This is a genomic window from Lysinibacillus sp. GW823-FHT02G10 (genome assembly GCF_058797135.1).
On the sequence record NZ_JBXAJI010000007.1, the window covers coordinates 22,982 to 47,030 of the forward strand.

General features: G+C 35.8%; 20 protein-coding genes and 1 pseudogene. 19 read left to right on the plus strand and 2 right to left on the minus strand.

The annotated features are described in order from the left end of the window. The first annotated feature begins 78 nt into the window (after window positions 1-78). Genes AC1RFD_RS18305 through AC1RFD_RS18315 form a run of 3 tightly spaced genes read left to right on the plus strand, consistent with a single transcriptional unit; the run spans window position 79 to window position 4,081 of the window. Window positions 79-1,896, plus strand: a complete 1,818-nt coding sequence (locus tag AC1RFD_RS18305) for a TnsD family Tn7-like transposition protein (RefSeq protein WP_492475168.1) — start codon at window positions 79-81, stop codon at window positions 1,894-1,896. Further along, window positions 1,893-3,419, plus strand: coding sequence for a Tn7-like element transposition protein TnsE (locus tag AC1RFD_RS18310; RefSeq protein WP_492475169.1), 1,527 nt, complete (start codon window positions 1,893-1,895; stop codon window positions 3,417-3,419). The genes AC1RFD_RS18305 and AC1RFD_RS18310 overlap by 4 nt, the downstream gene beginning before the upstream one ends. A 38-nt stretch (window positions 3,420-3,457) precedes the next feature. After that, a complete protein-coding gene (locus AC1RFD_RS18315) occupies window positions 3,458-4,081 on the plus strand; it encodes an SMI1/KNR4 family protein (RefSeq protein WP_492475170.1) in 624 nt (207 codons plus the stop codon). Between the two features lie 151 nt (window positions 4,082-4,232). Here AC1RFD_RS18315 and AC1RFD_RS18320 read toward each other — a convergent pair. Beyond that, window positions 4,233-4,322: pseudogene (locus tag AC1RFD_RS18320) on the minus strand (DNA cytosine methyltransferase); the annotation flags it as partial. A 527-nt stretch (window positions 4,323-4,849) separates the two neighbouring features. Here AC1RFD_RS18320 and AC1RFD_RS18325 point away from each other — a divergent pair. Then, window positions 4,850-5,614, plus strand: a complete 765-nt coding sequence (locus tag AC1RFD_RS18325) for an SDR family oxidoreductase (RefSeq protein WP_416141224.1) — start codon at window positions 4,850-4,852, stop codon at window positions 5,612-5,614. 248 nt (window positions 5,615-5,862) lie between these two features. Here the strand turns inward: AC1RFD_RS18325 and AC1RFD_RS18330 are convergent, their stop codons facing one another. Then, window positions 5,863-6,117, minus strand: coding sequence for a GlsB/YeaQ/YmgE family stress response membrane protein (locus AC1RFD_RS18330; protein WP_016991561.1), 255 nt, complete (start codon window positions 6,115-6,117; stop codon window positions 5,863-5,865). Between the two features lie 605 nt (window positions 6,118-6,722). Between AC1RFD_RS18330 and AC1RFD_RS18335 the strand changes: the two genes are divergently transcribed. From AC1RFD_RS18335 to AC1RFD_RS18405, 15 genes are all read left to right on the plus strand, one after another. Beyond that, window positions 6,723-8,312, plus strand: coding sequence for a sensor histidine kinase (locus tag AC1RFD_RS18335; RefSeq protein ID WP_054549729.1), 1,590 nt, complete (start codon window positions 6,723-6,725; stop codon window positions 8,310-8,312). A 111-nt stretch (window positions 8,313-8,423) separates the two neighbouring features. Next, window positions 8,424-9,101, plus strand: coding sequence for a response regulator (locus tag AC1RFD_RS18340; RefSeq protein WP_054549728.1), 678 nt, complete (start codon window positions 8,424-8,426; stop codon window positions 9,099-9,101). A gap of 39 nt (window positions 9,102-9,140) precedes the next feature. Next, window positions 9,141-10,100 carry a tripartite tricarboxylate transporter substrate binding protein gene (locus AC1RFD_RS18345; RefSeq protein WP_054549727.1) on the plus strand — a complete coding sequence of 320 codons (960 nt, stop codon included), beginning with the start codon at window positions 9,141-9,143 and terminating at the stop codon, window positions 10,098-10,100. 328 nt (window positions 10,101-10,428) lie between these two features. Further along, window positions 10,429-11,721, plus strand: a complete 1,293-nt coding sequence (locus AC1RFD_RS18350; protein ID WP_054549726.1) for a CitMHS family transporter — start codon at window positions 10,429-10,431, stop codon at window positions 11,719-11,721. A 272-nt stretch (window positions 11,722-11,993) separates the two neighbouring features. Continuing rightward, a complete protein-coding gene (locus AC1RFD_RS18355) occupies window positions 11,994-12,482 on the plus strand; it encodes a VOC family protein (RefSeq protein WP_054549725.1) in 489 nt (162 codons plus the stop codon). A 322-nt stretch (window positions 12,483-12,804) separates the two neighbouring features. Next, on the plus strand, window positions 12,805-13,797 hold the full coding sequence (locus AC1RFD_RS18360) for an ABC transporter substrate-binding protein (RefSeq protein ID WP_048393947.1): 993 nt from the start codon (window positions 12,805-12,807) through the stop codon (window positions 13,795-13,797). Between the two features lie 135 nt (window positions 13,798-13,932). Then, complete coding sequence (locus tag AC1RFD_RS18365; protein ID WP_054549723.1) at window positions 13,933-15,603, plus strand: helix-turn-helix domain-containing protein; 1,671 nt, start codon at window positions 13,933-13,935, stop codon at window positions 15,601-15,603. A 166-nt stretch (window positions 15,604-15,769) separates the two neighbouring features. After that, window positions 15,770-16,462, plus strand: coding sequence for a stalk domain-containing protein (locus AC1RFD_RS18370; protein ID WP_066037920.1), 693 nt, complete (start codon window positions 15,770-15,772; stop codon window positions 16,460-16,462). 213 nt (window positions 16,463-16,675) lie between these two features. After that, window positions 16,676-18,034 carry a TraB/GumN family protein gene (locus AC1RFD_RS18375; protein ID WP_492475189.1) on the plus strand — a complete coding sequence of 453 codons (1,359 nt, stop codon included), beginning with the start codon at window positions 16,676-16,678 and terminating at the stop codon, window positions 18,032-18,034. 183 nt (window positions 18,035-18,217) lie between these two features. Further along, a complete protein-coding gene (locus AC1RFD_RS18380; RefSeq protein WP_492475171.1) occupies window positions 18,218-19,171 on the plus strand; it encodes a sugar kinase in 954 nt (317 codons plus the stop codon). 12 nt (window positions 19,172-19,183) lie between these two features. Further along, window positions 19,184-19,804 (plus strand): bifunctional 2-keto-4-hydroxyglutarate aldolase/2-keto-3-deoxy-6-phosphogluconate aldolase, encoded by a 621-nt coding sequence (locus AC1RFD_RS18385; protein ID WP_403020660.1) that lies wholly within the window; start codon window positions 19,184-19,186, stop codon window positions 19,802-19,804. 13 nt (window positions 19,805-19,817) lie between these two features. Next, window positions 19,818-20,882: a mannonate dehydratase gene (gene uxuA, locus AC1RFD_RS18390; protein ID WP_492475172.1), complete on the plus strand. Its 1,065-nt coding sequence runs from the start codon at window positions 19,818-19,820 to the stop codon at window positions 20,880-20,882. A 9-nt stretch (window positions 20,883-20,891) separates the two neighbouring features. Next, window positions 20,892-21,914, plus strand: a complete 1,023-nt coding sequence (locus tag AC1RFD_RS18395) for a zinc-binding alcohol dehydrogenase family protein (RefSeq protein ID WP_259950459.1) — start codon at window positions 20,892-20,894, stop codon at window positions 21,912-21,914. Beyond that, window positions 21,907-22,740 carry an SDR family oxidoreductase gene (locus AC1RFD_RS18400; RefSeq protein WP_048393957.1) on the plus strand — a complete coding sequence of 278 codons (834 nt, stop codon included), beginning with the start codon at window positions 21,907-21,909 and terminating at the stop codon, window positions 22,738-22,740. The genes AC1RFD_RS18395 and AC1RFD_RS18400 overlap by 8 nt, the downstream gene beginning before the upstream one ends. Before the next feature lie 36 nt (window positions 22,741-22,776). Next, a complete protein-coding gene (locus AC1RFD_RS18405; protein ID WP_048393958.1) occupies window positions 22,777-24,042 on the plus strand; it encodes an MFS transporter in 1,266 nt (421 codons plus the stop codon). Window positions 24,043-24,049 lie beyond the last annotated feature (7 nt).

Genomic DNA, 24,049 nt, shown 5'->3' on the forward strand with positions numbered 1-24,049 from the left:
ATGGTAACATCTCATGTCTAAAAAACTAGTTATATCGGCATTATATAAATAAGTCGAATATACCTGGGGGGACATTATATGTTGCCGTTTTTTACAAATCCTTATCCAAATGAATTAATTTATTCAGCAATTGCCCGGTATCATTTCTATAGTGGCAATATTGATTGTAAAGATACGTTGGAAGAGTTGTTTGACAATCGTTCTGTGATACCGAGTGTAGGAATTGGTAGCTATTTTTCTGTTTTAGCAGAAAAACTAGGTGCTCATTATTCTGTAGAGTCGCTATTGGCTAACCACACAATTTATCCTTATTATGCTTCATTTTTGTCGAAGCAGCGTCAACAAGAAATATTAAACGATGTAAAAAAAGATGGTAGGGGACTTTATACAAGGCTAGGAATAGTCGCTGGAAGCATTTGTATTAAAAACGGTATCTATTATTGTGCTATTTGTGCAAAATCAAATACAGAGCAATATGGAGAACCGTATATTCATCGGGAGCATCAACTACAAGGAATAGATTATTGTCCTCACCATGAAGTTCTATTAAGAGAATACCCCGTAATCCAAGATAGTCGCATTGAGTATATTCGTTTCGAATTAAATCATATGAATTTATCAGAGTTATATGAGATTGATCCACATAAAGAAATATCAGTATATTTAGCAAAGCAGGCCTACAAATTGCTTCATTTACCGTTGCACTCACTTTCAAAGGAAGACATTAATTTTAAATATAAAGCATTGTTACGAGATCATAATTTAATAACAGCTTCGAATCGGGTTCGTCAGCATGAGTTGTATCAAATTTTTAAAATTATATTTTCAAGTGGCTTTTTAAAATGCTATCAAAGCGAGTTAAGTGAGGAAGATGAATATAATTGGCTAAAGGTATTAACTCGTAATATGAAGCGTCATGTACATCCATTTCGTCATTTGCTCTTTATTTATTTTTTAAAGCACGATATAGAGGATCTTGTTGTGCTTACGAAAGACATAGGTGCTTTTGGTAAAGGACCATTCCCCTGTTTAAATAAGGCTGCATCGCATTACCAGCAACTAATAATTCTGAAGATAGAAGTGACCAAAGACTATAAATCCAAAATTTTGATTGGTACATTTACATGTTCATGTGGTTTTATTTATGCAAGAAAGCAAACAACGGATATGTTTGAACTAGGTCGAGTAAAGGCATTTGGTGGTGTATGGATAGAAAAATTAAAAACTCTTGCACTAGAAAAATTGAGCATTCGAGCGATGGCAAAAAATTTAGGGGTAGATTCTAAAACAATCAAAAGGTATTTAAGTGGAAGTGTCGAATTAAAACAAACAGCAAGTGTTAATAAATTGAGTCAATACAAAAAAGAGTTGTTAAATGAAATTCGACAGAATCCAGGACTATCCCGTACTGAATTACGAGAAAAATTTCCAAAGCAATACATGTATTTATATCGTAATGAAAAAAGCTATTTAGAAAGCATGTTGCCTAAAGTACAAAGACAGAATAAACCAGCAACATCTGTGAACTGGTCGAAACGCGATCAGCAATATGTTCAGCGAATAAAAAGATTATATCTGAAACTAATACAAGAACCTAAGCCCATTAGAATAACAAAATCCGTTTTAGGCAGACGATTAGGTATATTAGCCAATTTAGAGCGTCATTTAGATAAGTTACCAAAAACAAATAAGTTATTGCACGATATTACCGAGTCTGTTCCAGAGTTTCAATTACGTCGGTGTTATAAGATTATTGATGAATTATTAAAGCAGAACAGCACAATTGATTTATGGCGAATCCAGAGAGTTGCAGCAATTAAATCACATCATTTTCATGAAATAAAACCTCGATTAAAACGTTATATTGAAATGAAGCAGGAAGTGAACCAAAAATGAGTGAACAACAAGTTAAACTAAAAAATTGGCCATTTAAAGAGGGAGAGCAAGCACAATTAATCTGGATTAGCTCTCCTTTCCACTATGAAAAGAAAGTAATGATGTATGCCTACTTTAGAGAAGGTGGAAAAACCGAAGAATTATTAGTTGATTGGGGAACACTTCCAGTACTGGCCATTCAACATTATTATATTGATGGTGATATTAGAAAAAGTACGCCCCCTGAAGAAACAGAGGAAGTAGAAATCACCATTTATCCAAACAATGTTGCTATTTATGAAAAGGAATGGCGTGTGCAAGGGACTAATGATAAAGATGTTTCAAGGAGCTTTATTGTAAAGCAAAGGAATCAGAGTTATATCTTGCCCTTAATTGAAGTGGTTCGTAGCATTTTAGCACCGAATCGTTTTTTATTATATAGGCTCTTTGAGGCGAATTCTTTTCCTCAATATTTTATAGAGAACTATGAGAGTAATAAAATTCATTTGCATTTTTCATCGCAATATCACCCAAAATATACTCAATCAAATTTTCTTTACCAACTTGTATGGCTGCTTACAAATCAAGATTTAAGAAATGTATTTGAAAATGTAGCATTTACATTTAACAACACTGGGATTTTAAAGTTTGATTGGTCATTTAAACAGCCAATTAGTATTAAAGCGATAGTGAAACCTAATATAAACGGTGGCACAATTTTACGTGTTGTAAGTGTGAAGAATAAACATATTCCTTATAATGAAATCTCATTTGAGCATCCTGAAGTAGTTCAATCTGAAAAATCAAGTGAGCCTAAGAAATATACATTACATAATAAGAAAAAGCTAAGTGGTTCACAAGATGAATTATTATTAGATGAAGAAATGCAAGGAACAAGCGATGACTTTGATGTTGTCGAAATGGATAATCAAAAGCATGAATATACTCAGATGCCTAAAATAACTAAGCTTCGTAGAAATTCCAATAAGAAACGTGATTTTGAGGATGAGCATACTAAGAAACGGTTTATTAATGACTCTTTAAAACGATCAACAGCTGATGTTGGTGGAAATCAAGTTACAAGAGGATTAGAGAAGCAAGTATTATCAGATGTAAAGATTGATGGTGAATTGGGTGAGTTTATTAAAGTAATGAGAGTGTTGCAGGATTTTCCTGAAGTACAGTCCATTAATATTATTCAAGGCAGCTTAAAGGAATTTTCGAGTACGAAACGTTTTGTATATTTGAGTGATGGTGTGAAAGAGAGAAAGTATGTGATTGCCGAAGTTAAATTACTTTTTGGAAGAGAAATTAGTGTGATTGAAATAGAAAGAGAAGATAAAGCGATATCAACGTGTATATATTTTTTACAAAATCAAAGAGATATTACATCGATGTATCGTAGGATTTTAAAAGGATTAATTAATACTGCTGGAATTTGGAGAGATGAAAGATTAAAAATTAATGAAGGAAGTTTTTTAACATTAAGACATGGTAAGAGAGAATACATGCATAGAGCCAAGCTAATAATGAGTAAAATCTAATAAGAACAGTTACTTAAAATTGAAAGGGATTGGATGTATTGACAATATCAAATCTGTTGATTTGGAAAAAATGGAATAATATATTAGTTGAAATATTAGATAATCTTTGGGAGAACTGCATTGAAAATGACAGCTATTTAAGCGGTGATTGCGCAGAAATAGAAAGGGTAGAAAACGTTGAAGAAAAATTGGGATATAAACTTCCAGATTCATTTCGTGAAACTATACTTAATTTTTCTTCAAAGCTACATATTTTTTGGGAAATTGAAGGTGATAATCCGCTTATTCTAATACCTGAAGAGTATATTGGCTTAAGTTGCGATTTTGGTTGGGATATAGATCTATTACTTGAACTTAATAATGGTGTAAATAAAGAATTTAATAATAATAAGATGATCTTTCATAGATTTGCTAATGGTGGAATTCTTGCTTTTGATTTGTCAAATAAAGATTCACCTGTAATCTACTCTGAAGAAACTAATAAAGAAGGGATTGAAAAAACGCTTCTTCTTGGTACGAATTTTATAGACTTTATGAACCGCTGGATTGTTTTAGGCTGTCTTGGTACGAATTTTAGTCAAATTAGTAAATTTGTATCTTCAAGTGGGATTGATTTTGATTGTGTATATGCAAAAAAATGGCGGGAGTGGGTGGTTGGATGAGCGAGGACAGTGTTTGGTTTAAATAAATTGTTAATACTCCTTCTTTAAAGAATTCTCTAATAAATAAACTCAAAAACAAAAATTTAAACAGAGTACTTAGTTAAGAATTAAAATAAGAGTAATCCATAGTCATTGATGGATTGTTCTTATTTTATTTTAAATTTTTTGCTAGGGGTGGTGGAACGGCATTTCCTATTTGAGTATAGGTTGCTGTTCTTGATGTTTCAAAATAAAAAGAGTTTGGAAAGGTTTGGGAACCATTTAGTTATGTCCTAAGTCTCTTTAGTATTATAGTTGTGATGATACTTGTGCAGATTTGAAATAAAGTTGTACAGTTTATAATAAAGGTAAGATGTATGATGAAATAAAATATTCAGAAACGCTAAAATAATTACCTATCAATGTTAGAGAAATATTTTGATCAATCTTTTTTATAAAAACTTTCATCACGTCAAAATAAAACCTACACATTTTGATCAATCTTTTTTCAAAATGCGTGGATTTCTTCCATTATAAAATCAACGTTTGTAGCATGCTTTTGATCAAACTTTATTTCAAAGCTACATGTGTTGGTGACTTTAAATAAAGTCATACCGTTTGTAAAAAAATTACACCATTTTACCCCTTTGGATACTATTAATCTAAAGGGGTGTTTTTATCCATAACGAAACACCCCTTGAAACCGAATAAGAGAGCAACATTTCAAATAATGTCCCTTGATATAATTCTCTATGTAATCTAACTATGTTTGAACAAGGAGATGGAAGCATGGGTAAGTTAACAGGCAAAATCGCTTTAGTTACAGGATCAAGTCGAGGAATTGGCCGCAGTATTGCATTGCGTCTGGCACAAGAGGGAGCCTTTGTCGTCGTTCATTATGGGAAAAGACGTAATGAGGCAGAAGCAGTTGTTCACCAGATCGAACAAAGCGGAGGAAATGCTTTGGCGATTGGTGCTGACCTTAGTACTCTAGATGGTATTCAAGATTTATTTATTACTTTGGATGATACTATTCGGGAATATATGGGCGGTTGCGGATTCGATATTCTTGTCAACAATGCTGGAATTGGTCAAATTATCAGTTTAGAAGAGACGACGGAAGAATCATTTGACGAGGTAATGAAGATAAATGTTAAAGCACCACTTTTTGTTACTCAGCAAGCTTTGCCACGTTTAAAAGATGGGGGGCGTATTATTAATATTTCATCTTTTGTGACACGTGCAGCTTCACCAAGCGTCTTCACGTACAGTATGTCCAAAGGTGCAATCGACACGTTTACGCGTCTTCTAGCCAAACAACTAGGGAGCCGGAATATTACGGTAAACGCCATCCAACCTGGGATTATTAATACAGAAATGAATGCTGAGACTTTGAAAAACCTTGATGGACAAAAATATGCGGCTGGTCTTTCAATTTTCAACAGATGGGGAGAGCCCGGGGATGTGGCAGATATTGCCGCCTTTCTTGCTTCATCAGACAGCCGTTGGGTAACTGGTCAATTGCTCGATGCAAGTGGAGGATCACATCTATAGAACATTAATTATCAAGCTTTGTATGGCATAATCCTCCTCAATCAGGCGCTATTGTTGTATAGGCTGTTCTGTTCTTCTTGAATTCACGAAGCTGAGGATTGTTAAGTTAATTAAAAACAAAGTAAAAGCGGTCCTCCACAGATATGATGTGGAAGGCCGCTTTTTTGTTATAAGCACAGTCACCATTTATTATTGGTTACATCTGATTCACTTAATCGTATAGTAATAGATTAAGAGATCTATTTAGCTTACGAAGCATTACGCAATGATTTCAGAATTAAACTCAAAATGAAAACTAGTATAATTGCTCCAATGAGGGCAGGGAAGATATAGAAATCAGAAATTTTAGGACCCCAACTTCCAAGAAGCATACCACCTATCCATGCTCCGATAATACCTGCAATAATATTACCAATAATTCCACCTGGGATATCTTTACCCAAAATTATACCTGCAAGCCAACCGATAAGCCCGCCAATTATTAAAAACCAAATGAAACTCATACTATCCATCTCCTATTTTGTATTTTAAATATTTTGTTATAGTGTTTTATAACCTTTTTTGAACTCTTTCAAACTATAAGGAGGGAAAAAATAAAAATTAGGGGAAGTTTCAATGGAGATATCAGACATTGGCGCATTTCTGTAATAAGAGGAGCATCTTTATTTTAATGATAGTAATAAATTCATGTTTATTCTATTTTCATCCTGAACGCCGAAATCCAATATCAAATCACAAGTTTATTTTGACCAAGAATACAAAATGGAGACTTAGCGTATAAGCATGGATTAACAACAGGACTTTCCTGATGTGTGTATAAGATTTTATTATTGATTTACATAAACCTTCCACCGATTTTGGTGGAAGAATTTTATGCATTCTAAAATTCCTTTGAAATATAGTATAATCTAGAAATTAAGCTGGATTCAAACTAGGTTTTCCTCTCATATTTAGTAAGTTCTTATGATTTTTCTAGTTGAAACAATCATAACAGTCATATTACCATGAGCTAAGTTATATTCTCTTAAATATGGCAACAAAGGGATTTAAATAAAAGAAGGATGAAAGTTATATGAATTATACTAGTTGAAAAGGGTGAAGGTTAAGTATATTGAACAAAAAAAAGATACCATTACAAACAAAAATATTGGGACTGATTAGCACGTTAATTCTTTTTATTGTTTTTCTGCTCGCCAGTATATTTGCTTATTTACAATATGTCGATGCAAGGACTCAAGTTAAACAATTGGCATTGCAAACGGCTATGACAATCTCTCTTATGCCAGAACTTAAAGAATCCATTGGGAAAAGTGATTTAGAGCTACGTTTTCGTCCAATTGCTGAGCAAGTAATAGATCAGGTAAATGCAGAAAATATTATTATTGAAGATCGGGAGAAGATTATTTATTCGCACAGAAGCCCAAGTCAGGTTGGTCAGAAGAGTTTTGACCATACAAATAATTATGGGTTAATATTTGGTGGTTCTAATAATTTTGAATTGGAACGAGAGAGTGGTTCTGTTTTAATAGGAAAGGTTCCTATCATAGCAGACAATGGAGAATATACTCGTGTAATTGGGACCGTAGCGGTTGAATACGCAGAAAAAGAAATCTTTCAAAATATTTATAAACGAATTAAGTCCATTCTCATTGCTTCTCTGATTGTTTTAATTTTAGGAATCATTGGTGGTATTTTTTTAACCAAAAGTATTAGAAAAGATACTATGGGATTGGAACCGCATGAAATCTCCTCACTATATAGAGAAAGAAGTGCCATTCTGTTATCAGTAAAGGAAGGAATCATTGCAATCGATCAAAAGGGTTTCTTAACCTTAATCAACAATTCTGCTAGTTCAATGTTGAACCTCAAGGATGAATCCTCTATTGGTGAACATATCCAATTTGTCTTACCAGCAATTAATATCGATCATGTATTACAGAAAGGTAAGCCCATTCATAATGTAGAGATATTAATTAATGATAAAGTATTTATTTTTAATTTTATTCCCATTATCGAAAATGAAAAGATTATGGGTGTGGTTTCTAGTTTTCGTGATAAAACGGAGCTTAAAAAGCTTATTGATACGATCACAGAGGTTCGCGCATATTCTGAGGGACTTCGTGCACAAACGCATGAGTACTCAAATAAACTTTACTTATTATCAGGATTAATCCAATTAGAGAGATATCAGGATGCGTTTGAATTTATACAAAAGGAGTCAGCCAATCACCAACACCAAAACCGAATTCTATTTAATCAAATTCAAGATATAAATGTTCAAGCTATATTATTAGGGAAACTGGGTAATGCATCGGAAAAGAAGATTGCCTTTGAAATTGATCCTGATAGTTATGTAGATGTCTTACCAAGTCACATTGAAATCACGGATATCATCACAATCATTGGAAATCTTATTGATAATGCATTTGATGCCGTAGCCGATCGAAAAGAGAGAAGGGTGTCTTTCTCAATTACAGGAATTGGGAGCGATATCATTATAGAAATAGCAGATAACGGAAAGGGAATTGCTGAAGATATGTTAGATTTTATATTTGATTTACGTAGTTCATCTAAAGGAAAAAATAGGGGGTACGGTTTATTTAATGTTAAACAAATTGTAGAATCTTTAGGTGGAACAGTAGAAGTAAAAAATGACAAAAACGGTGGGGCCATTTTCACGGTATTTCTACCGAAATAATGAAGCTTACTCAATGAGATAATCTATAGTACTACTGATGTTGGAGGTACTTCCCTTTAAGTCGGGTTTCTAAATGTCAGCACAGGGAGATAAAAGAAGGAGAGGGGAAAAATGATTAAGGTTGTCATTGCGGAAGATGATTTTCGTATTGCACAAGTGCAAGAACAGTTTTTGCATAAAGTACCAGATGTAAAGGTTGTTCAGAAGGCATTGAATGCAAAGGAAACGATGGACATACTAGAGAAATATGAAGTTGACTTGCTTTTTTTGGATATCTATATGCCCGATGATCTTGGAACAAATTTGTTAGCAAAAATTCGCGATCATTATCCAACAATCGATATTATTATAGTGACTGCTGCAACAGAAAAAACGATGTTGGAGACGGCAGTTAGATATGGTGTGAGTAACTATTTGTTGAAGCCTGTGACAATGGAGAAATTTGTTGAAGCGGTGGAAGAATATAAAAAAAAGAAAAAACTTCTAAGTCATCGTGATGAGGTCGACCAAACATTGATTGATCAATACTTTGGTGTTGCCAATCAATTGTCCTCATCTCAAAAAGACTTGCCTTCAGGTGTTGATCGTCATACTTTAGAAAAAGTGAAAGAGGTAATGAAGGAACTAAAAGGTGGTATTTCCATCGAGGAGATGGGTGAACAAATCGGTGCATCTCGAACAACTGCTAGAAGGTATTTAGAGTTTCTTGTTTCAATTGATGTCTGTACGGCAAAACATGAATATGGAGTTGTTGGAAGGCCTGAGAGGAAATATTACTATAAAGAATAACAACAAGGTTAACTTAAAAATAAGGACAAGGGATGAACAATGAGAAAAAAAATAATGTTTATTTTCGTGCTTGTTGTCATGCTTTGCTTTGGTTGTTCACAAGATGAGGGGCATGAAGCAATAACAGATACAGTAACATTCATTGCCCCAAGCTCTATTGGTGGAGGTTGGGACAAAACAGCAAGAGCCATACAGGATATTTTACTGAGTAACAATTTGATTGATGAGGATATTCATGTACTGAATAAAATAGGTGCTGGTGGAGAGCTAGGATGGAAATATACTAAACAACAAAAAAAACATGTGCTAGCAATGAATTCAAGCTTACTCATTACCAATCATTTGTTGGGGCAAAGTAAGCTAACCTACAAAGATTTTACACCCATTGCCACATTGGCTACAGAATGGAATGTCGTAATTGTCTCCAAGGATTCAGAAATAAAAAGTGCAAAAGGTTTAATGGAAGAGCTCAAAGAAACACCTCAAGCGTATAAAATAGGAGTTTCTCCGAGATTAGGCAATGATGATCAAATTTCTTTTGTATTAGCGAGTAAACAGGCAGGAGTGCATCCTGAAAAACTAGATTTTTTAGTTTATGAGAATAGTGATGAAGTTGTTGATGCATTATTAAAAAAGCAAATAGATGTGGCAACGATGACTTTGTCCGAGGCTAAAAAATATTATGATTTGAATCAGGTACAATTGCTTGTCATTTCCTCGGAGAAACGTTTAAAGGAGCTCCCAGAAATTCCTACATGGAAGGAAGAGGGAATAAATGTAGTTTTTAAACACTGGCGCGGTATTATGGGACCACCTAATATGTCAAAAAAGGAAATCGAATTCTGGGAGACGACATTTGCAAAAATGGTCAAAACTAAAGAATGGAAACAAACTTTGCAGACGTATATGTGGGAAGATTTTTATATGAACAGTAGAGATACATCTAGATTTCTTGATGATGAAAATAAGAAATATGAGAAATTATTGGAGATTTACTGAGTAAATTTATTCTTATTATGCATAGTAATATATTTGCTTTATTAGGTTGACTATTGAGATCTATGTGTTTTCCTTTCTATCGTCTTATACGATGTTGGAGAGAATACATAGTCCAAGGTTAGCCTCTTTTTTTGTTTATCAAAAATAGACAGGTATACAATGCTTTTCGTGAACAAAATGTACAAAATAGCTATAAAGAAATTAATAAACATTAATTTGTAAACGATTACATTTGGTCGATGTTAATTTATTATAAGGTGTAATATTCGGAAAATTAGTTATTTAACGAATTAATAAATAACTTCACGAAGCATTTGGGGGGAGTATTATGCTAGCAATTTTAGGTTTTTTAATGATAATAGTATTTATGATTTTGATTATGACGGGCCGTCTTACAGCAATGATTGCATTAATTGTAGTGCCAATTACGTTCGCAGTTATTGGTGGATTCGGAAGTGAAATGGGACCTATGATGTTGGATGGGATTAAAAGTGTCGCTCCAACAGGGATTATGATTTTATTTGCAATTCTTTTCTTTGGTATTTTGATCGATGCTGGCGTATTTGATCCAATCATTAAAACGATTCTTAGGCTAGTAAAAGGGGATCCTGTAAAAATTGCTATCGGAACAGCCGTATTAGCCCTTTTTATTTCTTTAGATGGTGATGGTACGACAACATACATGATTACTATTTCTGCCTTTCTACCGCTTTATAAAAGAATTGGCATGCGACCAATTGTATTAGCTGGTATTGCCGTTTCAGCTTCGGGTGTGATGAACCTTCTACCTTGGGGAGGACCAACAGCAAGGGTTATGACAGCCTTGAATCTGGAAATGTCTGAGGTTTTTACACCAGTGATTCCAGCGATGATTGGCGGGGCTATCTTTGTTCTGTTCATGGCATTTACGTTCGGAAGACAGGAAAGAAAGCGGATTGGTATTATAGAATATGATTATGAAGCGGCAGCTCAGTCTGCTGCTACAGTCGAAGATGACTATTTGAAACGTCCAAAACTAATTATCTTTAACTATACTTTGACAATTGTTCTTTTAGTAGCGTTAATTATGGAGTTATTACCACCTGTTGCATTATTCATGCTTGGTTTTGCGATTGCGATTACTGTAAACTATCCAAAATTGAAAGATCAGAAGGAACGTGTTGCGAATTATGCTGACAATGCATTATCTGTTGTTTCTATGGTTTTTGCAGCTGGGATATTTACAGGCATTCTTTCAGGTACATCAATGGTAGATGCAATGGCAAACTCAGTGATTCATTATATTCCAGATGCAATGGGTTCTCATTTTGCTGTTGTTACAGCCATTCTCAGCGCACCTTTTACATTTTTTATGTCTAATGATGCCTTTTACTATGGAGTACTGCCGTTACTTGCAAAGGCAGGAGCAGTATATGGCATTGATCCAGCCCTAATCGGTAGAGCTTCTCTTTTAGGTATGCCAGTACACCTTCTAAGTCCGCTTGTTCCCTCTACGTATTTATTAGTAGGAATGGTTGGAGAGGATTTCGGAACACTACAACGTATCTTCTTAAAGTGGGCATTCGGTTCTACAATTGTCATGATTATTGTCTGTGTAGTGTTGGGGATTTTCCCCCTTTAAAAGCTACGGTTCATGGGGTGAAAAAGATTACCTAGTAAAAATCCTTTATTTATAAGTGTAAGAGAAGCCTATTTTAATGGGCTTCTTTTTTTCTATTCTTATTCGAGTACCCGCCATAAATTAAAAATTGTTTAGAAGGATGTTTCAGATAGGGGTTTTAAAGCGTTTTTATTCGTAAAAAGGACAATCATCATATACGATAAAAATAATTAAGACTTAGGATTCTGCAATTAAAAAGAAATTATTCAAATAGGAGAAAGGTGGTTTGAAATATGAAAATCCGTAAGATTGACCATGTGGGGATAATCGTCAATGATCTTCCTGCAGCGAAAGCATTTTTTCTTGACTTTGGCCTTGAGGTGTTAGGGGAAGGAAAAGTGGAGGGTGAATGGGTGAAGAGGATGGAGCGGGTAATAGGGCTTCAAGATATAAAAGAGGACGTTGCAAAATTGCGAACGTCAGATAGTGACGCAAATATAGAAATAGTAATGCTGCGAACGCCAGACGGTGAGACGAATATTGAACTAGTAAAATTTAACGCGCCATCAAATGAAATAGGCATCCAGCATCCTTTAGCAAATACTTTGGGTATCCAGCATATTGCCTTCAATGTTGAAGATATTGAAGCCCTCGTTAACAAATTGACAAAGAAGGGCGCAGAACTTATTAGTGACATTTATAGGTACGAAAACGCCTATAAACTATGCTACGTTCGTGGGCCAGAAGGAATTATTTTAGAGCTCGCTGAAGAAATCAAATAGAATAGTAATTAACAGCTTGTTAATATGAAAAGAAACCACTGAAATGGTTTCTTTTTTTCTATAGGGAGCTAATACTTATGCTTACATTTCCCCATTTTCTCTCTTGAGATTCTAATTGATCATATAGTCGAAATAGAATAAACCCTAAAATGAATAATTCTTCACTAAAAAAACCAAAAGGCATTCATAATCCTGATTATTGACATTTATCCAAATAAATTATTGCGTTTTTTTCATTGTTTCGCCCTTTCATAAAATCTATAATAACTCTGTAAATGATAATCATTTTCAATTAAAGGTAAATCTGAAAGGGGCAACAAATATGAAGCAATATATAGGAAAGAGAATTATACTATGGGGGAGTTTCCTTCTGTTGCTAATGATATTAGCGGCATGTAGTTCTAATGGCAACACATCTGATGCGCAGAAAAAGGAAAACGAGAAAATAACTCAATCTGATGTGAAAGCAGAGGAAAGTGAGTCAACTGTTCAATATACAACGATTACAGGTGAACAGGTTGAAATACCTGCAAATCCAAAACGAGTCGTTTATATTGGTCAGACAATTGGTGATTTCTTGGCGATGGATATTCCCGTTGTTGGTAATAATCTTCCTAAAGATTCTCCTAGTTACTATGAAGGCAAACTTGAAGGGATCGTTGATATTGGTAATCCTGCTGACTTAGAGACGATTTTGACTTTAAAACCTGATTTGATTATTAATGGCTATTACAAGGCGGATCCAAATCTTAATGAAGAATTGTCAAAAATCGCTACTACGATTCCCTTTAATCCTGCTCTTCCTTATACAGAACGAGTAAAAGAGATGGGGAATATCCTAGATAAGCAGGAAGAAGTAGCTCAATTGCTTGCTAAGTTTGAAACAGAGTCTAAAGAAATGTTTGACAAGTTTCAATTAACAGAAGGGGAAACCGCAACAGTTTTCTATCAGCTAGGAAAGACGCTTTATGTTATGGGTGATCGTAGCCTAGGTGCTATTATTTATGGGAAAAATGGCTTTGCTGTCCCACCAGCAGTACAAAAGAATATTATTGATGTAGAAGGGGTATCTTTCCTAGAGGTTTCCGAAGAGGTGCTTCCTGAGTTTGCTGGTGATCATTTGTTTGTAATTGTACAAGAGGATAGTGAAAGTGAAGCAGAAGCTGATCGGCTGCTACAAAGCCCGATATGGGGAACTTTGCCTGCTGTCAAAAAGGGAAAAGTTTATGTTGTTCCTAATGAATGGAATACAGATAATTTATTAGCTTTGAAGCAATTGTTCCAAAAGCTACCAGAGTGGATGCGCAAACAGTAAAAATTGTATCCGTCCAATCAATTTTTAAACAGCTAGTATTCTAAATAGCACATACTCGAACAATCGTTGATAGTGGGTCATTATATGTTACAATGACGATAATGAGAATCATTTTCAATGTTTGGAGAGTTGCTTATGAATCTGACATCCTTATATATTAGACTACAACACTATGATCGATTTCAAGTTGATCGATTAATGTCAGCTACTAGCCATAATGAGGGAATAAATAATCATGAAACAAATTTATGCACATTATTGATAGCACTCAGTCCTGCCATACGACTGTATGTAGACAAAATGGCAATCGATCTACGACAAGGAAGCTGTACGCTCATTTTGCCTATACAAAGCTACACGGTAGAGTCAAGTAACAAAGAGGCACAGCTTGCTCGCTTTACCTTTGAAACCTTTGAAGTAGAAGGAATGACTTTGAACCGAATTGCTCATCCACCCCTGCTTCATGGTTATCCCTATCATCTGTTGTTTTCTCAAGTCAAGCAGGTATTAGGAAATGAAGCATCGAACAATAATCAATTTTGTTCCTCTCTATCCACATTAGAAATGGCCATGTTGCAAGGTAGACTTCAGCAAATACTAGCTATGATGGTTCAGTTAGATGAACAAGCTAACCAGTTACAGCACGAAGAAAAGACAAAATTGGTTCAACAAACTGTACAGTACATAGAACAGCACTATGATGAGGACTTGACAGTTGAACAATTAGCTAACATGGCTGGAATGGTAAGATGGCAATATAGTCAAAAATTTAAAATATTGACCGGTAAAAAGCCGACGGATTATTTGACTCATGTACGTATAAACCAGGCAAAAAAAATTCTAAGTAATTCAACTGAGCCATTGAGAAAAATAGCTCGACAAATTGGGTTTAAGGATGAATATTATTTTAGTCGATGCTTTCATAAATTAACCGGAAACACCCCACGTGAATATGCAAACATTCAACTTCATACTCCAGAAAGAACAGTTATCGATTCATTTGGTAGAAAGATTCATGTTCCTAAAGATGCAACACGTATTGTGACTGATGGCAAATTTACACTTGGGGAATTACTTGTTCTAGGCATACCTCCTATAGGGGCGGCCATCTCAATCATGAAAGATAACGTGGTTTATCACAATAAATTAAGGAACATTCATAGTATTGGGCATTGGGTAGATCCGGATAAAATCGCACAGCTGCAGCCAGAGTTATTATTGCTTAGCTATTTTCATCCTGAACATGATTTGCAGAAACTAGATGCGATTGCTCCTACTATTATACTGAATAGCAAGTTTAGTCTATTTGAGCGGTTACGATATATCGCTAAACTATTTGAACGGAGTAAAGCGGCAGAGAAGTGGATTTCTACATATGAGAACAAAGTAAGATTGGTACGTAGGCAATTAGCAGATGTTTATGTTGCTGGGGAGACGGCTACTGTTTATCTCAAGTTAGATACTAAATATTATGTTATGTGTCAGACCGGATTGGCTGCAAGCTTGTATGAATCTCTTGGCTTTCGTCCTATTCCTAAGGTAATGCAGCTAATCGAGCAAGGGCGAGCATGGATAGAAATTCAGCAGCATCAAATAAACCACTATGCTGGAGAGCGTAATTTTATTTTGGCTTCCCCCCAAGAATTACTAACGATTACTCATTGCCCACAAATCGCCACGTTAATTGAGCTAGCTCCTGGTAAGACTCATTTCATAGATTTTATATGGAATCATTGTGATCCCATTACACGTGAACGGTTATTAGAGGTTCTACCGTCTATTTTTAAGAAGAAAGTTATTCGATAATTAAAAAGTAAAACTCGATCCATTAATTGGATTGAGTTTTTGCCATTAATCGTATAATTGCTCACAAATAAATTTAAAAAATATCCTGATATAAAAATCTTTTAAAGGCTGTATGAAATTTCTGGTATAATTACATATATCTATGTTTATTTTAAGGAGTGATTTTATGAAAAAGCTATTTATAATAACTAGTTACTTAGGGTTTTTTATAGTAGGAGGTTTGACTTTTACCTACTTTTCAACAACGGAAGCAGCAAGTGACATGAAAAAGATTAGCGTGTTTCAGGATCCAATTAATTATTATGTAGATAAGGTTGAGAAAGTACCGCCAGAAGGTCAATCTGGATTTAATTATCAAGGCACGATATATGTCCCAATGCGATTTATTGCTGAATCTTTAGGTGAAAAAGTAACATGGGATGGGAAAACAAAATCCGTTTATATTGGGGATGTTCCAAAATTCATCGCTTTAAAAGATGTAAAACCTATTGGAAGTGATGAAGACCACTTCTTCCACAATCCAAGCTCTGTCATTATTAGTACAGGTGAAAAATTTGAGCGATCCTATCAGCTTGGTGGTTATCATGGGGGAGGCGCAGTTCAAGACCATATAGTGGAATACTTAGCCAATGGAAATTACAAGGGATTCGAAACCTATTTGGCACCAATTAAAAAATTAGCAGCTAATTCCTTCGGAATAGGTTTCCTGAAAATTTACGCAGATGGGAAATTAGTTTATGATAGTGGAGCAATCAAAGATAAGGTAAAGGTTCATGTTAATTTAGATGGAGTTTCAAAAGTGAAGTTTGAACTTGAAGGCAGTGGTTTAGGTATATTAGATCCTAAATTTATTCAATAAACCTTCTCTACTAATAAACGAAAAAGACGATGACATAATAATTTGTCATCGTCTTATTAAATTTGACCTCTTCATAACTATTTCAAAATAGAGAAATGTCAATACATATTTGTCAATATTTACACTTTTACTTATAAAATAGTTGGATAGTATATGGTATAATTTCATACGATACTTATACATAAAATAGGAAAAGGGAGAGAAAAGAATTTGATGAAAAAGATGATGAAACGAACGAGTGCAGCGTTGCTTGGTGCCTCATTAATGCTGACGATAGTTGTCCCTGTGATTCATGCTGAAGAGCAAACAACACCCCTAGTACCGTCGATAAGCGAATGGGCAATAGAAACATTAAATGAGGGCGAAAAATACGGGATTTACTCAACTGAATGGTACTTCGATGGTTTTCTTCAGGAAATTCCAGTGGACAAAGTAAATGAACTACTAGCTTTAACAGAAAAGAAGGTTGCCTCTCTAGGCTTAGCTGAAAATAAACAATACAAACCAGTAAGTGTGAAAAACGATAATACACGTGGTGATATTGTCAATCGCTTGTATAATATTGTAGCACGGTATGATTTACCTGTTGGTACAGATGCTGTTCAATTTATGAAAGAGCAAAATATATTACAAGGCTCTCCCAATGGACTTCAGTTAGAGAAAAAGGCAACCACTCAACAGGCTGTTTTGCTAGCTGTTCGTTTCATTCAGAGTACATATGCACTTGCAGAGCAAGGCTCTAAAGGGGTGGCCTGGGTAGTAGAGGACGAGGATACGCTTATCTACTTATTAGGCTCTATTCATTTAGGAACACCAGACTTATATCCATTCGATAAAAAATTAGTAACGGCATTTGATGAATCTGATGCACTGCTAGTAGAGGCGAATATCTTGGATACGGAAGCACTTGAATACTATTCAGAGAAAGCAATGTATACAGATGGCTCAACATTGAAAGATGCTGTTGCACCAGAAACATATGCGAAGCTTGAACAAGTGGCAAAGCTTTATGATCTGCCAATGGACCAGCTAACAGTTCAAAAGCCGTGGATGCTTTCGAGTGCATTATCGATGCTAGCTATGGACGATTCCTTTGGTATGACACCTCAAGAGATGGCTATGCACGGTATCGATGTCTACTTTTTATTAAATGCACAGTTGCAGCAAAAGCCAGTGATTGAATTAGAAGGTACAAGAGCACAGGTTGATATGTTTGAAGGATTATCACCAGAGGCACAGGAGCAGTCATTAGTCGCTGTACTGGATAGTATCATTCATCCAGCGGAAGAAAATCAATCTGAAGTACTTCAAGAGTGGTTTACAAGCTGGAAGCAAGGAAATGTTGAAGAGTTTGCAAAAAGCTTCCAAGCAATGGAAGGTACATCATCTGAATTTAATGAAATGCTATTTGGTCTACGTGATGAACAAATGGCCAAGAAAATCATGAATGTACTGGAAGAAAAAGAAGGTAAGTACTTTGTTGTTGTTGGTTCAGGTCACTTCCTAATCGATAAAAATATTCGCTATCATTTAGAGAAAAACGGCTACAAGGTAAAGCCATTTTATCAATAAAATAGATTGCCCTCGTAAAAGGATAGATTATTTTCTGTCTTTTACGAGGTTTTTTTATGCATGTAAGACAATAATGGTCATTTGACGCTAACAATCTAAATAATCGGATTATTGTTGCAACGTAAAAAAAATCGTGTTAGTATTAATAAAACGTTTTACTAAAACGTTTTACTTGTGAAGGGGATGAACATATTGAGAAATAAACGAATTGCAACGATTGGGGATGCAATGGTCGTTTTTAATCCATCTAAGACAGGTCCTCTACGTTTCGTTCCTTCCTTTGAGCGAGCTGTGGGTGGTGCAGAATTAAATTTTGCGATAGGTGTTACGCGTTTAGATATGGAAGCAAAATGGATTAGTTGTATTGGAGACGATGAATTTGGCAAATTAATTTATAACTTTGCGCGTGGTGAAGGGATTGATGTATCACATGTCTTACGAACACCACTTATTCCAACTTCTATCTACTTTAAGGAGATTCGGGAAGACGGTGCAGGTAAATCGTTTTACTACCGCAACCCATCACCTTTACTTGAGCTGACAGAAGATCGTATAGATGAGTCAGTACTGGATGATGTGGACCTATTACATATTAGCGGCGTGTATTTAGCGGTATGTGAACATAACATTGAAGTTGCATTGAAATTAATTACTTTAGCACAGGCGAAAAATATTCCAATATCTTTTGATCCAAATTTACGTTTAAAACTATGGACTATAGAAGATGCCCGAGCGGTATACGAAAAAGTGTATCCATCTATCAATCTTCTGTTAACAGGACAGGATGAATTTGAGCTTTTATTTGAAGGGCGTACAGTTAAAGACGTTCAAGAGAGTTATAAAATAGATGAAATTATTGTGAAAAAAGGTGAACAAGGCGCCACGGTTTATACAGCCACTGAACAGTATGATCGAGAAGCATTTTCCATTCGTGCCATTGATACAGTTGGAGCAGGGGATGCATTTGATGCTGCCTATGTCTTTAGCTATTTAAATGGTGATGATATCGTAGAACGCCTCCGTTTAGCTAATGGTGCAGGTGCATTGGTAGCAACAATTAAAGGCGATAATGAAGGGCTTCCATCCCTGCAAGAATTAAGGCAATTTATTGGTGATGAAAAACTAATTGAGCGTTAGGAGTTGTCAGGAATGCAAAAAATCGAAATTTTGAAAGCGTTGTCAGATGCGAAAATTGTAGCTGTTATTCGTGGGAATTCACCTGAAGAAGCGACGGAAATTTCAAAAGGTGCTATCTCAGGTGGTATTCGAGCAATTGAAATAACGTATACAACGCCTTTTGTTGAAGAAACTTTTAAAGCATTACGCAATAGCGATGCAATAATTGGAGCTGGCACAGTATTGGATGTTGAAACTGCACGCCACGCGATTTTAAACGGTGCTAAATTTGTTGTTAGTCCAAGCTACAACGCTGCAATTGCAAGGCTTTGCAATCGCTATAGCATTCCATATTTACCAGGCTGTATGACCATTACAGAAATGGTGACAGCACTTGAAGGTGGAAGTGACATTATTAAACTATTCCCGGGAAATCAATTTGAACCAAACTTTATTAAAGCCGTTAAAGGGCCTCTACCACATATCACAATTATGCCTACAGGTGGTGTTGGTTTGGCTAATATGAATGAATGGTTAGAAGCAGGCGCGGTTGCAGTTGGGATTGGAAGTGATTTAAATAAAGCATTTGTAAAAGGTGGCTATGCAGGTGTAGTGGAACGTGCCAAAGCATATATCGAAAATCTATCAAACTAGGAGGTAATGACGTATGAATATGACATTTAGATGGTATGGTCGTGGCAATGATACAGTGGAATTAGAAGATGTGAAGCAAATACCAAATGTAAAAGGTATTGTTTGGGCACTCCATCACCTACCAGCAGGAGAGGTGTGGACTAAAGATGCTATTCAAGATGAAGTTGACTATATTCAATCGTTCGGATTCCATACAGATGTCGTGGAAAGTGTCAATGTCCATGAAGATATTAAATTAGGATTGTCAACACGTGATCAATATATAGAAAACTATAAACAATCTATTCGCAACCTTGGTGAAGTGGGTGTCAAAGTTATTTGCTATAACTTCATGCCCGTATTTGATTGGACACGTACAGATTTATTCCATCCATTAGAAGATGGCTCAACGGCTCTCTATTTTGATAAGGAAAAGGTCATGAACTTAGATCCACAAGAACTAGTGAATGAAGTAAGCGCTTCTTCAGATTTAACCCTTCCAGGATGGGAACCAGAACGATTAGCTCGACTCTCAGATTTATTTGAACAGTACAAAGAAGTAGATGAAGCCAAACTTTGGGACAACTTAGCTTACTTTTTACAAGCCATTTTACCAGTTGCGGAAGAGGTAGGTATTCAAATGGCAATTCATCCAGATGATCCACCATATACCATCTTTGGCTTACCTCGCATTATTACAGGAGCAGAAAGCTATGAAAAATTAATTAAAATCTCTGATTCCATGGCAAATGGCTTTACGTTCTGCTCAGGTTCAATGGGAGCAGACCCACAAAATGATATGGTAGCCATCGCTGAAAAATATGCATATCGTGCTCCGTTTGCTCATATCCGCAATGTCAAGATTATGGAAAATGGTAGTTTCTTTGAAACATCGCATTTTACATCGGATGGCTCAATCGATATTAAAAATATTGTCCGTGCATTAAATGACCAAAACTATGAAGGTTATGTACGTCCAGATCATGGTCGTCATATTTGGGGAGAACAATGTCGTCCAGGCTACGGCTTATATGATCGAGCACTTGGCATTATGTATTTAAATGGACTTTGGGATGCTTATGAAAATCTGAAGAAATAGGTGACATGTATGAAAGCACTACAAGTAATCAAACCTTTTGAAATGGCTTTAATTGACGTAGCAGAACCAGTAATAACAAAGTCAACAGATGTCCTTGTTCAAACAGAATATGTTGGTATTTGTGGCTCAGACATGCATATTTATCATGGTTCGAATCCATTAGCGACATTGCCTCGTGTACCTGGGCATGAAGTTGCTGGCCGAGTGTTAGAGGTTGGTCAAGACGTACAAGGTTTAAAAGCTGGTGACAAGGTTGTTGTCGAACCAATTCGTTATTGTGGTGAGTGCTATGCTTGCCGTAAAGGACAACCAAATGTCTGCGAACAACTTTCTGTTTTTGGTGTTCATGAAGATGGAGGCATGCGTGAGCGTTTTGTTGTAGCTGAAAAGCAATTGCATAAAGTAGCAGACCACACCTCTTTAGAAGAGGCAGTCTTAATTGAACCTTATACAATTGGCGCGCAGGCAGTATATCGTGGTGAATTACAGGCTGGTGAAACACTATTGATTCAAGGGGCCGGACCGATTGGCATTTGTATTTTAAAGATGGCTAAATTAATAGATGCACGCGTGATGATTTCTGATCTGGATCCAGCAAAGCTCTCATTTGCAAAAGAACTTGGTGCAGATGTAGTTGTTAATGTAAACGAGCAAGATTTATTAGAGGCTGTTAACCAATGGACATATGGAGTAGGTGTCAATGTATCTATTGATGCAGTTTGTATTCCACTAACATTTAAGCAATCTATCGATGCTGTTTCAGTTGCTGGGAGAGTAGTAGTCCTTAGCTTTGGAGAGGAAGCCATTGAGCTTGCCCCACTACCAATTACGAAAAAGGAATTATCGATAAAAGGCTCACGTTTACAAACATTCCAATTTGAAAATGTAGTGAAGCTTGTTGATGCTGGAAAGCTACAGCATCAAGGTTTAATTACACATACTTTCTCATTACATGAAGCAAAAGAAGCATTTGAATATATAGAAAAAAAACAAAATGAAGTACGTAAAGTTATTTTAAAAGTAGGTGAGTAAGGTGCATGAAGCATTGCAAAATAAAGTGGCTGTTGTAACGGGTGGTAGTGGTGTTCTTTGCTCAGAGATGGCAATGGAATTGGCTAGGCAAGGTATGCGAGTTGCTATTTTAAATCGTACAGCGCAAAAAGGAGAAGCAGTCGTCCGATCGATTACAGAAAATGGCGGAGAAGCAATTAATTTTTCTGTGGATGTTTTAAACAAAGAGTCGTTAATAGCAGCGAGACAAGCAATTTTACAGCAATATGGTCAAATTGATGTACTGATTAATGGAGCGGGCGGCAATCATCCAGATGCCATTACTGCTGATGAAGTATATAAAGAACAATCGACTACACCAAATTTCTTTGAATTAACACCAAGTGGTTTTGAAAGCGTATTCTCGAATAATTTTACAGGAACATTTTTGGCTGCCCAAGTTTTTGGTGAAGCATTGCTGAGAACGAAGGGGACGATTATTAATATTTCATCCATGAGCTCCTATGCCCCTATGACAAAAGTACCTGCATATAGCGCGGCAAAGGCAGCGATTAATAACTTTACGCAATGGATGGCGGTGCATTTTGCAGAAGCAGGTTTACGTGTTAATGCCATTGCACCTGGATTTTTTATTACCGAACAAAACCGTAATTTATTGCTAACAGAAGATGGTTCATTAACTGCACGTTCAGAAAAAATCATTACAGCTACACCACAAAAGCGTTTTGGAAAACCACAAGATTTATTAGGAACTTTATTATTTTTAGCTGATGATACATACTCAGCATTTGTCACTGGCGTAACAATTCCTGTTGATGGTGGATTTATGGCTTATTCAGGCGTTTAACAAAGGGGATTTATTTCAAATTTAGGGGTGAATGATATGAAACAACAAGGTATTTTTGGAGACGGCAAAACGGTTGTAATTGTCATGCTATTTTTAGCGGGTGTCATTAACTATTTAGATCGTTCAGCACTATCAATTGCAGCACCATTTATTCAAGAAGATATTCATCTAACGTCAACCCAATTAGGGATTATCTTTAGTAGCTTCTCTGTTGGATATGCCATTTTTAACTTCTTAGGTGGAATGGCTTCCGATAAATTTGGTGCCAAGTTAACGCTATTTGTAGCGATGATTGTATGGTCTTTATTTAGTGGAGCAATGGTTTTAGTCGTTGGGTTCGCATCGTTGATTATTGTTCGTATTGTATTTGGTATGGCGGAAGGGCCATTGTCATCAACCATAAATAAAATGGTGAATAACTGGTTTCCTGCGGATAAACGTGCCTCTGTAGTAGGGCTAGCCAATAGTGGTACGCCACTTGGTGGTGCAATCGCAGGTCCAATCGTTGGTTATATTGCATTAGCATATGGATGGAAATATTCATTTATTGCGATCATGATCCTTGGATTTATTTGGGCAATCGTATGGTTTAAAGTGGTGAAAGAAAAGCCAAACAAAGAAGACAGTGTAGAATCAATGGCAAACTTAGAGATTGCAGCAGAAGATATCAATCATAGTCGTGGTCTATCTTATTATTTAAAACAACCAACAGTATTATTTACTGCTTTTTCGTTCTTTGCCTATAACTATATCCTATTCTTTTTCTTAACTTGGTTCCCAAGCTATCTAGTAGAAGCTCGTGGAATGGCTGTAAAAGATATGAGTATTGTAACGGTTATTCCGTGGATTTTAGGATTCCTAGGTTTAGCATTGAGTGGAATTGTCTCAGATTTCATTTACAAACGCTTTATGCGTAAGGGAGTTTTATTCTCTCGTAAAGTCGTTCTAGTGACATGTTTATTCTTAGCAGCTGTATCGATTGGCTGTGCAGGTATTGTAACAACAACAGTTAGTGCTGTTGCGCTTGTTGCTACCTCTGTTTTCTTCTTATATTTAACAGGGGCTATTTACTGGGCAATCATTAATGATGTGGTGGAATCTAAGTATGTTGGATCTGTTGGCGGCTTTATGCACTTCCTTGCAAACACAGCTGGTATTATTGGGCCAACTTTAACAGGTTTCCTAGTAGACAGAACAGGAACATTCTCCGCAGCTTTCCTACTTGCAGGTGGCTTAGCAGTCATCGCTTCATTAGCAGTTATTAAATTTGTTACACCAATTGTTCATAAAGAATTAGCTTAAAAATAGA